11 protein-coding genes and 1 pseudogene (1 of these 12 running past the window's edge) are annotated in these 14,435 nt (G+C 39.8%); 6 read left to right on the forward strand and 6 right to left on the reverse strand.

The window, feature by feature from the left end; all coding sequences use genetic code 11:
* Window positions 1–178, reverse strand: partial view of an IS66 family insertion sequence element accessory protein TnpA gene (gene tnpA / locus FHG67_RS22345; protein ID WP_051017907.1) — the 5' portion only. The gene continues 62 nt to the left of window position 1, outside the view; only the first 178 of its 240 coding nucleotides appear in the window; its start codon is at window positions 176–178; its stop codon lies off the left edge, out of view.
* 59 nt (window positions 179–237) lie between these two features.
* On the opposite strand from tnpA, the pseudogene FHG67_RS22970 reads away from it, so the two are divergent.
* A pseudogene (locus FHG67_RS22970) lies at window positions 238–666 on the forward strand (transposase).
* A 178-nt stretch (window positions 667–844) separates the two neighbouring features.
* On the opposite strand, the gene FHG67_RS09295 reads toward FHG67_RS22970, so the two are convergent.
* From FHG67_RS09295 to FHG67_RS09305, 3 genes are all read right to left on the reverse strand, one after another.
* Window positions 845–1,135 carry a DUF3892 domain-containing protein gene (locus tag FHG67_RS09295; RefSeq protein WP_004499566.1) on the reverse strand — a complete coding sequence of 97 codons (291 nt, stop codon included), beginning with the start codon at window positions 1,133–1,135 and terminating at the stop codon, window positions 845–847.
* 504 nt (window positions 1,136–1,639) lie between these two features.
* Window positions 1,640–3,928 carry an inorganic phosphate transporter gene (locus tag FHG67_RS09300; RefSeq protein WP_004495878.1) on the reverse strand — a complete coding sequence of 763 codons (2,289 nt, stop codon included), beginning with the start codon at window positions 3,926–3,928 and terminating at the stop codon, window positions 1,640–1,642.
* Between the two features lie 228 nt (window positions 3,929–4,156).
* On the reverse strand, window positions 4,157–5,203 hold the full coding sequence (locus FHG67_RS09305) for a serine/threonine protein kinase (protein WP_026054367.1): 1,047 nt from the start codon (window positions 5,201–5,203) through the stop codon (window positions 4,157–4,159).
* Window positions 5,204–5,347: 144 nt separating this feature from the next.
* Here FHG67_RS09305 and FHG67_RS09310 point away from each other — a divergent pair, with 144 nt between their 5' ends.
* The 4 genes from FHG67_RS09310 to FHG67_RS09325 all read left to right on the forward strand — a co-directional run bounded on the left by FHG67_RS09310 (window position 5,348) and on the right by FHG67_RS09325 (window position 8,635).
* On the forward strand, window positions 5,348–5,713 hold the full coding sequence (locus FHG67_RS09310; protein ID WP_002626383.1) for an RNA recognition motif domain-containing protein: 366 nt from the start codon (window positions 5,348–5,350) through the stop codon (window positions 5,711–5,713).
* A complete protein-coding gene (locus FHG67_RS09315; RefSeq protein WP_016759178.1) occupies window positions 5,710–6,099 on the forward strand; it encodes an FKBP-type peptidyl-prolyl cis-trans isomerase in 390 nt (129 codons plus the stop codon). Before FHG67_RS09310 ends, FHG67_RS09315 begins: the two co-directional genes overlap by 4 nt.
* 116 nt (window positions 6,100–6,215) lie before the next feature.
* Window positions 6,216–7,331, forward strand: a complete 1,116-nt coding sequence (locus tag FHG67_RS09320) for a sensor histidine kinase (protein WP_002626399.1) — start codon at window positions 6,216–6,218, stop codon at window positions 7,329–7,331.
* 47 nt (window positions 7,332–7,378) lie between these two features.
* Window positions 7,379–8,635: a PP2C family protein-serine/threonine phosphatase gene (locus tag FHG67_RS09325; protein ID WP_004499607.1), complete on the forward strand. Its 1,257-nt coding sequence runs from the start codon at window positions 7,379–7,381 to the stop codon at window positions 8,633–8,635.
* A 116-nt stretch (window positions 8,636–8,751) separates the two neighbouring features.
* On the opposite strand, the gene FHG67_RS09330 is transcribed toward FHG67_RS09325, so the two are convergent.
* Window positions 8,752–9,756, reverse strand: a complete 1,005-nt coding sequence (locus FHG67_RS09330) for an alpha/beta hydrolase (RefSeq protein WP_004499598.1) — start codon at window positions 9,754–9,756, stop codon at window positions 8,752–8,754.
* 897 nt (window positions 9,757–10,653) lie between these two features.
* Here FHG67_RS09330 and FHG67_RS09340 point away from each other — a divergent pair.
* A complete protein-coding gene (locus FHG67_RS09340; RefSeq protein WP_002626433.1) occupies window positions 10,654–11,130 on the forward strand; it encodes a cyclic nucleotide-binding domain-containing protein in 477 nt (158 codons plus the stop codon).
* Window positions 11,131–11,223: 93 nt separating this feature from the next.
* Here the strand turns inward: FHG67_RS09340 and FHG67_RS09345 are convergent, their stop codons facing one another.
* Window positions 11,224–14,295, reverse strand: a complete 3,072-nt coding sequence (locus FHG67_RS09345; RefSeq protein WP_004499611.1) for a response regulator — start codon at window positions 14,293–14,295, stop codon at window positions 11,224–11,226.
* Window positions 14,296–14,435: the final 140 nt, after the last annotated feature.

The raw sequence follows: 14,435 nt of genomic DNA on the forward strand, positions 1-14,435 counted from the left end.
CGTTTACTACTGAATTAGGAACTTCCACAAAGCCGTCTTTGTCCTGTTTTTTTAATCGTCTCTCCCAATGGTAGCGGAACGTTGTGTATTTGAGTCGCCTTTCTTTACAATACTGAGAAAGCCCGCTTTTGGAAAATGCCTCAAACTCTTTTGGCCAGTCGATAGTCGTTTTTTTCATCAAAAGAAGTTTAGCAGATTTTTTACGATAGTGAAAGATGCGGTTCATTAAGTGGTTACATATTTTGTGCCATAGACGATTATTGTACACAACAAAAAATAAACTGGAACGTGAAAATACTTTTGTCCGGTGGTTCGAAAAAGAAATCGAAAATTTCAGTTAAGCCTGAGTGAAGTAGCAATGATTGTGGTTTATTTTCATTTTTCTCATTATAGAGAATTTAAAAATTCTTTATGAAAAGTGGATTCAACTCATTACAAAATTTAAAAAGAATATGAAGAATAACTTTAGTTGATAAAATTTTTCTAAGAAAAAGGGCAATCATTGAATCGGTAAATGATGAACTTAAAAATATCTGCCAGGTTCAACATACGAGACATAGGAATTTTTTCAATTTGGCTGTTAACTTGCTAGGTGGTTTAGTTGCATTTTTATTCTTTCCGAAAGAAATTTTGAATTTGAGATCCAAAGGCAATTTCCAACTTTGACTTTTCTCCTTAGGCCTAACTCACGTTAAATTTATAATCTCACTTTTTCAGGGACGACTAATTAATGTATTCTATTTTTAAGATTTCGAAAAGATTAAAGGTAAAGCTAAAAAATTTATTGGATGTTTGAGTTTAAGGACCCCTGAGATAATTAATGTATCCCAAGGGTTTTCAAGTTTTATTCTTCCGGAAGATTTTCTAAATTATCTTTCGATGTAGAGTCTCGATCGGTCGTTAGAAAGTCATCTCCATATAACTTTATATGGGCACCTTTTCGCCAAGTACGTGTAGAATCCTTATAAACTGTATAGAAAACGAAACCTTGTTTTATAAAGTTCCTAACACTTTCACGAGTCCAGAAAGTACCGTAATCAATACTATTGGAAATAGCACTTACTTTCAAATGTTCGATTCGAGCTCTGCTTTGATTCTTGCGGATTGCAGATACATAATAATTTGGTTCTGACATTTTCTAATGTCCTCCGTACAATTTGATTATATGGAGGGCGGAAATACTTGACGATGCTTACGTTTGTATTAAGTTCAACGTTATAATCAAACCCATCAAGGATTTCAACCCTGTTTGTTGAAGGTCCCAATGGTACCCGCCGATGTTCGAAGCATTTGGCGGGTTTTTTATTGCAAACCTATTAAGCACTCTAAAAGCCGGAGTGCTTATCTACAATCGCTTTTTACATATGTCGCAAAAAAAACTTGCATTTACGAGACACTCAATTTTAAGGGATTTTATAGATATTGCTTATATTATGTCGCATTAGAATATTAGAATTCGATATTTAACATAACGATCGTTCTGTCTTTAATTATTTGTTATTCTTTTGAAAGCGCTTCCTCTTTCTTCCCAATTTTCTAAAAAGAACGCTTTTCTTGATTCTTCTTCCTAAAATAAAAACGCCGTGATTTTTACAAACCACGGCGTTACGTAAAAGAGAAGAGGGGAATTGTAATTCCTTCACTTCTTCTTTTTTTTCTCTTCTGCTTTGAGTGCAAGTAAAGACTTACTTTGTAATTCTATCTTTTTCTTTTCAGTCCAGGGAATCGCAACGCTTAACTCTTCCGCGAGAGAAAGAAGATTATCGTTGATATCTATCAATTCGTCGATGATCACGAAGTAGGAAACGCTGGATTTCAGTTTGCTGTCTCCTTTTTTGATTCGTTTCATCTGACTTTTATAGATGTTCTGTTTGATTTTTTCTAAGTTTCTAGTTTTCTTTTCCGATCTTGCCTTTTCCAAAAGATCCGGAAATTTATCAGAATCAGCAATGAGCTCCATCAAATTTGTGGCGGATTTTCTGAGTTCTTTCACTTCTTCCTTTTCGTCTTTGGAAACCTCATGAAAGGAACTGATTCCGTTCGACGAGGTTCTAAGAATATTCCAAATACTTTCCGTAATTCGATCCAGATGATTGATCGATTCCGTGATCGGATGGATGGAAGAAAGATCTTCTTCTTCCAGATGTTTGTTTGCGATCGATAAAAAGTTCGAGAGTGAATTTTCCCTCATCTTTTTCAAGTCTTTCAAAAGTTTTTGAGTTTGTCTGAAATTCTTCTTTTTACCGTTTACATAACCAGCGCAAACATTGTTCAAAGCCTTTCTCGCAACGTTTAAACTCGCAAGCATGGAAGAGATCGTCCTGGAAAGGGCTCTTTCCGGATGTTTTTTGAGAGTGATGAGTTTTTCCAGATTTTCGTCGTATGTTTCCTGGCGCTTTTTGTGAATCCTTGCAAACAGGAATATCAAAAGTGCCGCGATTAAAACGAGGACGATCACCGAAGAGAATCCGAAGATATACAGAATCGATCCGATTGCTCCTGCAGTCGCCGATGCGATGATGGCCGTAAAAAACCAACCACCGACTACGGTAAGAACTCCGCTTACTCTGTTGACTGAATTTTCCTTATTCCAAGCTCCGTCTGTGAGAGAGGTTCCCATTGCCACCATGAAGGTCACGAAGGTTGTGGAGAGCGGAAGTTTGTAAAGGGTTCCGATCAGAATGAGTGCGCTCGAGATTTGGATATTTACAGAAGCTCTGAGTAAGTCGAAAGCTTCGGTCTCGTGCATTCTGACGATCTCCAAAGAATTTTTCTGTTCGAAACGTCTACCGATGAAATTACGAACCCTTGTGGGAAGAATCGCCTTAATCGGAGTATAAATTCCGAGTGCTATTTGGACGAAGACCCGAGCAACCAAATTCGTATTAAAACTCTCTAATGTCTCTCCCTGAGAGCCCAGTGTAACTTCGGTTTGTGTGACCGATTCGGCTTTTTTGGAAAACCAAAGAGAAAAAAGCATGATACACGCCGCGCCCAATAGGATAAAGTTCGGAGTCTGAACGCTTCCTGCAAGACCGGTTGCCAAAGCGTTTGGATCTCCCCCAGCCTGAATTAAAGTCCAGGTGGTAAAACTTGCGAGAGGAACACCGATAAAGTTCACCAAGTCGTTGCTCGCAAAGGCCATAGCGAGAGAACCCGTTCCGATCAAAACTAGGAATTTTAGAATATTCCATTCTAATAATACTAGAATTTGAAAAAGGACCGAAAATCCCACAAAGCTGAACAGAAGGATGTTCGTGAAATTCTTGTTCAGATAATCGCTTATTTCGGAAGGAATGAGGTTGGAACCTTTCATCGCCGATAAAAGCGTAAAAAAGATCATGGTAGTGACGGAAAGTCCTCCGAAAAGCCCTCCAAAGTATTTCATCGAATTCTTTAAGTTGAACGAAAAAATAAATCGGAACACAAACTGTAGAATGATTCCGGAAAAGAAAGCGACGATCACGCTCGTTACGATTCCGAAAATGATTTTGAGTGCGCTTTCCGAATTGATAATTTGAAACGCACCGCTCAAAGTTCCGGTTTTTAAAAGCGCAATTGCAAGAGCGGCTCCTAAAAGTTCAAACACCAGGGATACCGTTGTGGAAGTCGGAAGCCCTAGGGTGTTGTAAAGATCCAGAAGTACAATATCCGTGAGCATAACCGCTAAAAACAGGAACATTAGGTCCTGAAGCGCAAATCCGCTCGGATGAAAGATTCCTTTTCTTGCAACTTCCATCATACCGCTGGAAGAAAGGGCTCCGAGGATGATCCCGATTCCGGCTACTACCAGAATGATTCTTTTGGAGGAGGCTTTGGAACCAACGGCGGAGTTGGTAAAATTTACCGCGTCGTTCGAAACTCCGACTAGGAGATCGCCGACTCCGAGGATTGCCATCAGAACGACGATAATTAAAAAAAAGTCCATGAAACGCTTCCGTTTATTGTTTTGTTAATATCTAAAATTTTCGCTTTGACTCTTGTTAAACGTAAATCCGGCGCTTGCGGCTCTGGTTGCGGACTAACATTATGTTGCAGTCTACGGCTTAACAACTTTTGTTGAGAGTTGAGTCTGTTAAATCCGTGGAGCCGGACAACTGAAATTTTGTCGCGAACCTATCTGTGATTATTACTTTTGTGTTACAAAATCAATCGGTTAATCTTCCAAATCCCAAAAAAAATCCTTGTTGGTGAGTTCTTCTTCTTGGGAAGTCGATTCTGTAACGAAAAAGAAATTTTTTCCTCCCAGTGAATTGTAAATCAGTTTGTATTGTTCCTTCAATTCCAGAGTTTCTTTTTCCCAATATTCGTTTCCCATAAAATGGGGAAAGGCAACCGGAAAGGAAGGATCCGTCGTAAACCTACTGGAAATCCAGGCGGAGTAGTGAACAAATCTCATTGCGCGAAGAATTTCCACAAGATCAAACCAGGAATCGTTGAATTCCCTAAATTCCCTATAGCCGGAAAGAATATGTTCTCTTTCTTCAAGTCCTTCTTTTCCTCTGGAAAGCAACATCCAAAAGTCCTGAACTGCCGGGCCTTTTAGGCAGTCGTCAAAGTCGACAAAGAACCATCCTTCTTTTCCGAAGAGTAGATTTCCCTTATGACAATCTCCGTGAATTCTGTGCAGAGGAACCGTTTCTATTTTTTCCCGAAAGAGATCTAAAATTCGATTCGCGACTTCGAGATAGTCTTTTTTGCAGCTCGGAGGAATCCATTCTCCCTTAAGTAGGGTTTCTAAAGGAGCGGTTCCATATGTTTCGGAATCGAGCGTGATCCTATGTTCGAAATGTTTCGCCTGGCCGATGTTATGGATTCTGGCGAGAAGCCTTCCTAAAATTCTGAGATTTTCCGGATTCAGTTCGTCGGGAGACCTTCCTCCTACTCGGGGCCAGAAAGAATAATAAATGTCTTCTTGAAACAAAGAGAGGCTACTTTCATTTTCAAATAAGAAGGGAGCACAGACCGGAATTTCTTCCTCTTTCAGATCTTGGAGAAAATGATGTTCTTCTAAAATTTGTTCTCTGCTCCATCTTCCGGGACGATAGAATTTGGAAATGATATGGGAACCGTTTTCCAGCCTAAGGTCGAAGACTCGATTTTCCAAACTGTTCAAAGCCATACAATGACCGGAGGGTTCGTATCCCGCTTTTTCGGCTAGGGTAAGAATTTCTCCCGGATTGAGTTGAAAAAAGTCGGCCACGGATTCCAGAATTCTTATTTCCAGTTTCTTTGGAAATTTTTTTATTAGGCCGGGATGAAACTCGACCGTTTTGTTCCGATCTTGACGGAATTTGGTTTTCAATAAAATCGGATTTTACAAATTGATTCTCGAGAAGGAAAGATCATGAAGATATCAGTAGGAAATCTACCTCAGGAGCTGACCGAAGACGAACTGAAAAAGATTTTTTCGGAATTCGGAACCGTTCAGGAAGTGCATATTAAAAAAGATAAAACTACGGGACGTTCTTTGTCTTATGGATCCGTCGAAATGGACGATTCCGCGGGAACGAAAGCAATTGTGGCATTGAATAAAAAAGAAATCCAGGGCAAACAGATCGCGGTAATCGATTCTGAGGAACTAAGAAAAGAGTTTGAGAAAAAACAATCTATAAAAGGAGGAGGGGCTTCCGGCAAGATTCACGGAAATCAGTCGAAGGTCGGAGGCTTTTCCGGAGCTGGTGTAAGAAGAACCGGAGGAAGAGGAAAATGAAATTGACACGTTTAACATTCGTCTTCGCAATTTTTTGTGTTGCCATAGTTCCCATATTTGCAGAAGATTTAGTTATCAAAGATATTCGTATCGGAACTGGTAAGGAAGCATTTTCCGGATCGAACGTTACGGTGCACTACGTTGGAACGTTGGTTAGCGGTAAGAAGTTTGACAGTTCCAGAGATAGAAGAACTCCTTTTACTTTCAATTTGGGGGCCGGAGAAGTCATCAAAGGTTGGGATCGCGGGGTTCGCGGTATGAAAGAAGGCGGGATTCGCAAACTTACCATCCCTCCCGAACTAGGTTACGGTTCAAGAGGTGCGGGTGCGGCCATTCCTCCAAATTCCACTCTCATTTTTGAAGTGGAACTGCTTAAAGTGTACTGAGTTTTTTTCTTTTGTAACAGATTTTACCGGATTCTGACATTAGATTTGTTCAGCTTTCCGGTTCTAATCTATCGTAAAAAGGAGGAGCCTTCCGATTGCGATAGCTTTATAACCAAATGCCCTATGATTTTTTCGAACATTTTCCGTTACCGGCCTGTATCTTAGAGCCGTCTCTTTTAATCCAAAAAGCAAACTTTGCTTTTTGTAGAACTCTAGGTTATTCAAAAACAGAACTAGAGGGAATTCAAAACTGGAATCAAATTTGTCAGTTTAAAGATACTACATTCCATTTTTCCGATCCTTCTCTTTGGCCTTGTGCGAACTTTTCGAATGAAAATCCCTCTTATTCTGTTCTTTTTCTTACAAAAGAAGGGGTTCAAAAGGAATATTCGGTTTCTTTTGCTTTCGATCGTGAAGAACTGCGAATCTTTGCCTATCTGGAAGCTCCTCAGATTTTTGATAGAACCGCTGTAAAGTTCGATTCTCAAAGGACTTCTGTGGCGGATTGGGAAAAATCGAGCGCTTCTTGGGTTCAAAAGGAAAAATTAGACGCAATCGGAACTCTTTCCGCGGGAGTTGCACATGAAATCAATAATCCATTGATGGGAGTGATCAATTATGCGGAAATTATGTTTAATGGTATCGAAAACGGAAATCCTCTTCGTAAATATGCAGGAATTATTCTACGAGAAGGAAATCGAATTTCCGAAATCGTCAAAGATATGCTTACCTTCACTCGAATCGATAAGGAAGAAATAAAAATCCAAAATATCAAATCCGTTTTCGATTCTGCGTTCGGCGTGATAAAAGCCTGTATCGATAAGTCGAAAATCGAAACGGTCGTATCCGATCTGGAGACTCCTATCTTTGCGGCTTGCTCCGTCGGAAAACTTAGAAAGGTGTATTTCAATCTGCTTACAAATGCGAAAGATGCGATTGAAAGTAATTCCGATCCGAGTCAAAAAAGAGTCATTACCGTTCGTTGGGAGAAATTAAAAAAAGGAGATTTAAATTTCGTCCGCACTATCATAGAGGATACCGGAATCGGTATTCCGGAAGAAAACAGGCATAAACTTTTCGATCCTTTTTATACAACAAAAGACATCGGAAAAGGCACGGGTCTCGGACTTACGGTTTCCTATAACTTAGTTCGTGAAATGAAAGGAGATATTTCTTTCGAAAGTGGAAACGGAGTCACACGCTTTTATTTGGATCTTCCCGAATCGCTTTGAAAAGGACTTTACGGGAGATAACCTACTAGATTCTCCTTCAATTTGCCATGGACGGCTCCCAACAATCAGAACAGAAAGACCACGACTCCCGTTATTCCATATTGTTTGATTCCGCGATCGACGCGATCATTTCCTTAGATGATAATTTCAGGGTGATCTTGGCTAATCCGGCCACGGAGAGAGCGTTCGGATATCTTTCTTCCGAGCTGATCGGAAGTTCCATCGAACACTTATTTTCACTTCGGGTCCGAAAGCGATTTTATAGAATTCTAAAATACATTGCTGATCTTCCGGATAAAAAAAGGCAGAGACCTTTCGGGCCGATTCGTATGATTCGAAAGGATAAAACGATTTTGATTTCGGAGATTTCTGTTTCGGTCACGGGACCCGAGGAGGATTGTCAATATCACGTCATCATTCGGAATATATCAGAAAAACATAGAATTCTAATGGAGCTAAAGCGGGCTAATGAGAACCTGAGGCGAATGGATCGTGAAAAAGAAGAACTCTTGGAAAAACTCGAAGAGAAGGTTCGGCAGAGATCCAGGCTACTCGCAGGGTACTACAAAGGAATGAAAGAGGAATTGAATCTTGCGAAAAAGCTTCAGACGGAAATTCTTCCGGATATTCCTTCCATTGCGGGGATCCAAATCCATTCCATGTATCTTCCGATGATGGAAGTGGGCGGGGATCTTTACGATCTATTCCAAATTCGTCCAGGGGTTCTCCGGGTTTTTCTTGCGGATGCGACGGGGCACGGAATCCAAGCAGCTCTTCTTACGATGACTCTCAAAGGAATTTTGGAGTCCATTAAAAAAAAAGATACGGATCCGGGAACTATTCTTACGGAATTCAACCGCGAATATTGCAAGAATTTCGGAAATATAGGAATGTTCTTCTCTTGTTTTCTTGCGGATATAGACACGGTTTCCAAAAAAATCTCGTATGCTTCCGGTGGTCATCCCACTCAATTTTTTCTTTCCAAAGATCTTGTGTTGGGGTTGGATCGAACGGGGTCTTTACTCGGTCTTGATTCGAACAATCAATACGGTGTTTTTAAATTTAGCTATCAATACGGAGATCGTTTGTTCTTGCTAACGGACGGAATTTATGAGGAGTTTAATTCGGACAAACAACAGTTTGGCGAGCTCGCTGTTCAGAATATTCTCGCGAAAAAATTTGGGGAACCTATGGAAGAAACAATTCCGGCCATTTTACAAAGCCTGATTGAACATTTAGGATCACAGAGAATACAAGATGATATTACGGCCATTTTGATAGCTTTGGATTTGCCCGATCTTTGATATGCTTTCTTCAATTTTAAGTTTTCTGTTTTTCTTTTACGCTTAAAGATCGGATGTTAACTTAAAGACGGATATCTACTATTCGTAATGTTGTCGTTGGAAAAAGTAGGATAATTCTATCCGTGAAACTTTGAAAAGAACCAGGAGATGGTCTCGTCCCTTTTCAAATCCGGAAGAAGGATCGCTTCGTAGTGATTTTTATCAGGTAGAGTGAGAAACACGGATCGTTTGAGTTTTCTTTTAAAGATATGTATCGCCTCGTCCGGAAGTAGTTCGTCTCCTTTTTGAAAATTCGGTTTTCCGGCCCGAATTACTAAAACGGGGGAAAGGATTTGGGCGTAAGGAGAAGAATTATTTTTCCTTAATATTCTAAAACTTGCAATTGGATTTTGTAAAAATCTCAAAGGTATCTTCCAAGGCTTTAACGCCCCGCCCATATTTCTCAGTTCGGAATCGATCGCGTAAATCGGAATATTGCATCTATATTCGGTAGCACCGGAATCAATCGTACGAATTTCTTCCAATTCATAGTTTAAAAAGTCCTCGATATCCTTGTTCCAAGAGCTAAAGATCGGAGATTCTTTCGCAAGTTTGAGATACGTTTCCCGGGAAGAAAACGGTCTTCCTAAACGTTGTAAAGATTCTTGGATCATAAATAGGCTGGAAAGTTTCCTTTTAAAGGAAAGTTGTCCTCCTCCGTCGATTAAACAGAGTTTGTTGGTTCTTAGCGGATAATTTTTACCAAAGGTAAGAGAAATCCAACAACCCAAAGAATGAGACAGAAAATTCGCTTTTTCGATTTTTAGAAAGTCCAACATGAACTTTATATCTTCTGCATGTAAATCGTGAGAATAGGAGATTTGCGGCTTGGAGGATTGTCCTCTGCCGCGAAGATCGTATGTGATTATCGTAAGGTTTTGTTTGACGAGTTCTTTCGCGAGAGGGGCAAAGTTTTTGAGATTACCGGTAAGGCCGTGAATACAGATCACAGGGGGAGAGGAATGTTTGGAAAGAGGAAACTCCCCATAAATTTCTGCCGCCAGGGTTTGAGAGTCTCCGATAGGAATTTGGATAGATTTTGAAATCGACTTTTGATTCGAAGGAGAAACTGGATTCTTCATTCGTCCGTTATTTCAACTCCGAATCTTTCCATCAAGCTTCTTAACTCGGATTTGATCCGAACGAAACGAGGGATGGGCGAATGCGATTTTTTATTTTCGGATCACTAGGTATCATTGGGCGTTATAGAAATCGTATTTTGAGATCTTTGATTCTTCCAAACTGACAAAACGAATCGTAATTTTTTTTCTTTGATCGACAGTGAACGTATTGCTTCGATTTTTTTCTTTCAGGTTTTTTCGAATGATTGCAGCTGATTTTTTTTAGGTTTCGGGACAAATTTTTAATCAAAAGGAATTCTTATATAAACCCAATGGTTCAAAGACCGCATTGTAGATCAGCTTACAAGGCCCGTAGATGATAGATTTTATTTTTAGTTGTTCCGATAAACGGTCTCAGGAAGAAGGTCGTCTTATTGGCGATTCAAGTCTGCTTAATGGGGATCGTTTTTCTTATTATTTTCAAACTGTGCTTTTATGATTTGAGTGGTGTGGTTTGGGGACAATTGTCAATTCTACCAATTTAACGAAAAAAGGCCGATGGATTCTAAAAAATCTCCCAAAAACACCGGTTTTATTCGAATTGCCCGGGATCAGAGTTTTTTTGTAAAGAAATTCCGACGGTTGCTCCAATCGTTTCGCACAGGCGCCATAATAAAAAAAGAAATATTTCATAGTTTCAAAACATACGCTTAAATGCGATTTTGAAAATCAGAAAATAGGGGAAGTTTTTTTGAGTCGAAAAAATACTGGAAAGAACGCGAGATCGCTATGGTATGCGATCCGAATTGAATGCGGGATATAAAGTATATTTTTGAGTATTTGGGAACTGGGTGGGTTACGGAACCTGCTTGCATTATTTAAACTGAATTTTACATTCGCATTTCGGGAAATACTATTATGCAACATACGAAAGAAGAAATTCTAAAAGACATATATCTTTTCTCCAATTTTACGGAGGACGAATTGAGCGCCATTGCGGAAAAGACGGAATATAAAGTTTACGAACAAGGCGATGCAATTTTTCACGAAGGCAACGACGCAAAGGCGTTTTTCGTGGTGATCTACGGAACTTTAAAAGTTCTTACCTCCACTGAAAAAGGGGATGACGTGAACGTGACCACAATTGCAACGGGAGATCATTTCGGCGAATTGCCATTTTTGGATCCGGGGAAACGTTCCGCTTCGGTAGAAGCGATGGAGAGATCCGAGCTTTTGAGAATTCCCTACGATCATTTAAAGACGGTCTTTGAAAAAGATTCCAAAGCTTCTTTAAAATTTTATCAGGCGATTTCCCATTTTTTAGCTAAACGTTTGAGAATGTTGACGCACGACTTGACTTATGCAAGGGAACTGAGAAAGAGATATACGATCTGATTTCTAAAAAATTCCCGGTATATTTTTGATTGCGAGAGGATGGGACGATCGGCGAAGATCTTATAAGAGTATTCAAAATCTTTAAAAAACATTCTAAGATTGAAAAAGGAGAATGATCGCGGACTCTATGTCCTGAATTTGGATCGGTTTGGCAATATAGGCATCCATGCCCGCTTCCAGACATTTTTCCTTGTCTCCTTCCATTGCGTTAGCCGTCATTGCTACGATTACCGGTTTCGATTTTGCGAAATCTTTTCGGATAAGATGTGTGGCTTCGTAGCCGTCCATCTCGGGCATTTGTATATCCATAAAAATTAGATCGTAATTTCGCTCTTTCAAACATTCGATGGCTTCCAGACCGTTTAACGCGGTGTCGGCGGCATACCCAAGTTTCATAAGAAGACGAAGAGCGATTTTCTGATTAATTAAGTTGTCTTCGACTAAAAGAATTTTGAGCGGAATCCTTTCGGAGAGTGGCTTTTCATTCTCTCCTTGTTTTTCTTCTTTTGGAACCTTGGTGGGAAACGCTTTTTCGAAATTTTTACTGAGTTCTTCCAATAGAATCGGTTTAAACATCATAAAGATATTAAATCCGGGACGGTTGAAAAGTCCGTTCGTAACTCGATAATAGGAATCCTTCAGTTCTTTTTCCACAAAAAGAATGATCGTAAGTTTTAAAGAAGGGTTTTGATTTTTGAGTTCGTCCAACATCTCGGGTAGATTCATATCCGGAAGGTTTAGGTCCGTTAGAAAAATTCCGATTTTTTCTTCTTCACGGATGGTACGAATCGCTTCTTTTGCCGTTTTTACAATCTTAACCGAAAATCCGTTTCGTTCGCAGAATTTTTTTATCTGTTCCCTAAATTCGAATTCTTGGAGAGAAAGGATTGCTATGGTTGCCAAGTTCTTAGAATGAAGTTCTTGAATTCCGGCCGGGATTTCGTATTCTAATCTTTCCGTAAGAATGGATAAGGTAAATTCGGAACCTTGATTCACTTGGCTTTTTACGATGATTTCACCTTTCATCAACTCGGCTAATTTTTTACTGATCGTAAGACCGAGTCCAGAACCTCCGTATTTCCGAGTAGTGGAAGAATCCACCTGACTGAAAGCCCTAAAAAGAAGTTCCAATTTCTCTTCGGCGATGCCGATTCCCGTGTCCTTTACGTGAAAGATAAGTCTGAATTTATTGTTCGGAAATTTTTCGGCTTCCACTTTCAAAAGTATTTTTCCTCTTTCCGTGAACTTAATCGAGTTTCCGAGAAGATTCGTCAAAATTTGTCTCAGTCTGTAAGGGTCTGAGATAATCCAATTCGGCACCAGAGAGGATATGCCGAATTCGATCACAAGGCCTTTCTCTTCCGCCATGGGGCGGAACAAATTGATCACGTCGCTTGTGAGTTTTTCCGGAGATACGGGTTGCATTTCGAGCGTAAGCTGCCCGGATTCGATTCTCGAAAGATCCAGAATGTCGTTTAACAAAATAAGTAGATTTTGCCCACTCGACTTGATGATATCCAAGTATTCTCTTTGTTCCGCGCCGAGAGGTGTGCCTTCCAAAAGACTCACCGTACCGATTACTCCATTGAGAGGGGTTCTGATTTCATGACTCATCATCGCTAGAAAGTCCGTTTTCGCTTTGGACGCGGCTTCGGCGCTTTCTTTAGCACGCTTTAGAGAATCTTCATATACTTTTCGTTCGGTGATTTCGTGCCAGACGGAGAGAAAAACTCGCTTTTGGCTGATTATGATGGGAATCAGAGTGACTTCTGTGGAAAATTCTTCTCCGTTAAAACGTTTATAGACCCATTCGAATGTATAAGAACCTTTTTTCAGGGCGATCGATTCGAATTCGCTCATCGTCTTTTTTTCTATTCTTCCGTCGGCTTGAATTTCCGCAGAGAAATGAGCCGGATGTTTTCCTAAAACGAGTTTTTTATCGGAGCATCGAAGCATTTTCAGAGTTGCGGGGTTGCATTCGAAAATTCCGGAGTCGTCGTATAACACGTGAGGTTCGCTCGAACGTTCAAATAGAAGTTTGAATTTTTCCTCGGCTAACTTTTTATCCGTGATGTCTACGGAAATCGCGCTGACTCCCGTGATTTCGTATTCCGCGTTTCTGATCGGATGAAAGGAAAGTTCGCTGAAAACGAAGGTTCCGTCCTGGTTTGGTCTTTTGCCCGCTACGCTAAACTTTTCTCCGGACAATGCCCTATCATAGAATTCCTTCCAGTATTCGAAAACCTTCGGAGGAAGTTCCTTTTGAAATACGTTAAAACCGGGCGAGATTTCAGAATGATAAAAGTCCTGCATTGCGTTTTGGAATTGAGAATTGAATATGAGTAATTGATAATTTTTATCGATGGACCATATCATCGCTTCCAAGTTTTCAATAATCGCGCTCAGGTTGGCTTCCTGTTCCGTTATCGTTGCCGCTTGTTCCAAGATAAATTTTCGCGCGTTGATTTTTTCGGTGATATCTTTGATCTGGACTAGAATGATTCGGTTCAAACGGGTGGAAACCGTTCGAAAGGAAGTATTTCCCCAAAATTTTCTACCCCGAAATGTTTGAAATTCCACTTCCCAGGAGGGGGTTTCTCCAGATAAAATTTTTCTCTTTCTGGATTCGTATTCGGAAGAGGAAAATCCAGGGGTAAGTAAATTCGAAAATGGAATATTCAAAATCTCGGATGGATTTTGGGTTTCGAAGTGTAGGTTTGCGGTTTGGTTGGTTTCGAGAATCAGATCTTTTTCCGGATCGAGCAATAGAATCGTGTTAGTCGATTTCTGAAAGATCGTAGAACGAAGTTCTGCGTCCTGTAAAAAAATGCTAGGAGTTTCCGAAACGGATAATTTCGGATCCGTAAAAAACGAAAGTAAAATATGATTTTGTCCTAAGGGTAAAACCTGGATTTCTAAGTCTAAAGATTCTTTTTTTTGATTTTGATAACTTGCCTTAAGGAAAGAAGTTTTTTCATTTGGAGATTTGGCTTCCTCCCAGATGGAAGTCCAGGATTCGGGTGTTGTCCAGTTCCATTGGGAAGGATGGATTCGATTTTCTAAATTTTCTCTAAACTCCTGAAATGGCTGATAAAAGTTCCAAGTGATCGCTTCTCCTGAAGAATTCAAGATTAGAAAATTGAAATCAGGTCGTAAAGAAGTCATTTATTCCTATAACCAAATAGAGGGTTTTATAATTTTCTACATTGAAAATATCAAACAAGCAAAATAAGAAAATGTTTTGAAGAAAAAGAATATTCTCAAATAGAAATCATATTTGAATGCGAAACCCTTCATATATATTA

This window comes from Leptospira weilii (assembly GCF_006874765.1).
Classification (GTDB): Bacteria; Spirochaetota; Leptospiria; order Leptospirales; family Leptospiraceae; genus Leptospira; species Leptospira weilii.

Coding starts and splice junctions, on each gene's coding strand:
- FHG67_RS09320 (WP_002626399.1), top strand. CDS start 6,216: ATGCCCTATGATTTTTTCGAACATTTTCCGTTACCGGCCTGTATCTTA.
- FHG67_RS09295 (WP_004499566.1), bottom strand. CDS start 1,135: ATGTCAGAACCAAATTATTATGTATCTGCAATCCGCAAGAATCAAAGC.
- FHG67_RS09345 (WP_004499611.1), bottom strand. CDS start 14,295: ATGACTTCTTTACGACCTGATTTCAATTTTCTAATCTTGAATTCTTCA.
- FHG67_RS09300 (WP_004495878.1), bottom strand. CDS start 3,928: ATGGACTTTTTTTTAATTATCGTCGTTCTGATGGCAATCCTCGGAGTC.
- FHG67_RS09315 (WP_016759178.1), top strand. CDS start 5,710: ATGAAATTGACACGTTTAACATTCGTCTTCGCAATTTTTTGTGTTGCC.
- FHG67_RS09310 (WP_002626383.1), top strand. CDS start 5,348: ATGAAGATATCAGTAGGAAATCTACCTCAGGAGCTGACCGAAGACGAA.
- FHG67_RS09325 (WP_004499607.1), top strand. CDS start 7,379: ATGGACGGCTCCCAACAATCAGAACAGAAAGACCACGACTCCCGTTAT.
- FHG67_RS09330 (WP_004499598.1), bottom strand. CDS start 9,756: ATGAAGAATCCAGTTTCTCCTTCGAATCAAAAGTCGATTTCAAAATCT.
- FHG67_RS09340 (WP_002626433.1), top strand. CDS start 10,654: ATGCAACATACGAAAGAAGAAATTCTAAAAGACATATATCTTTTCTCC.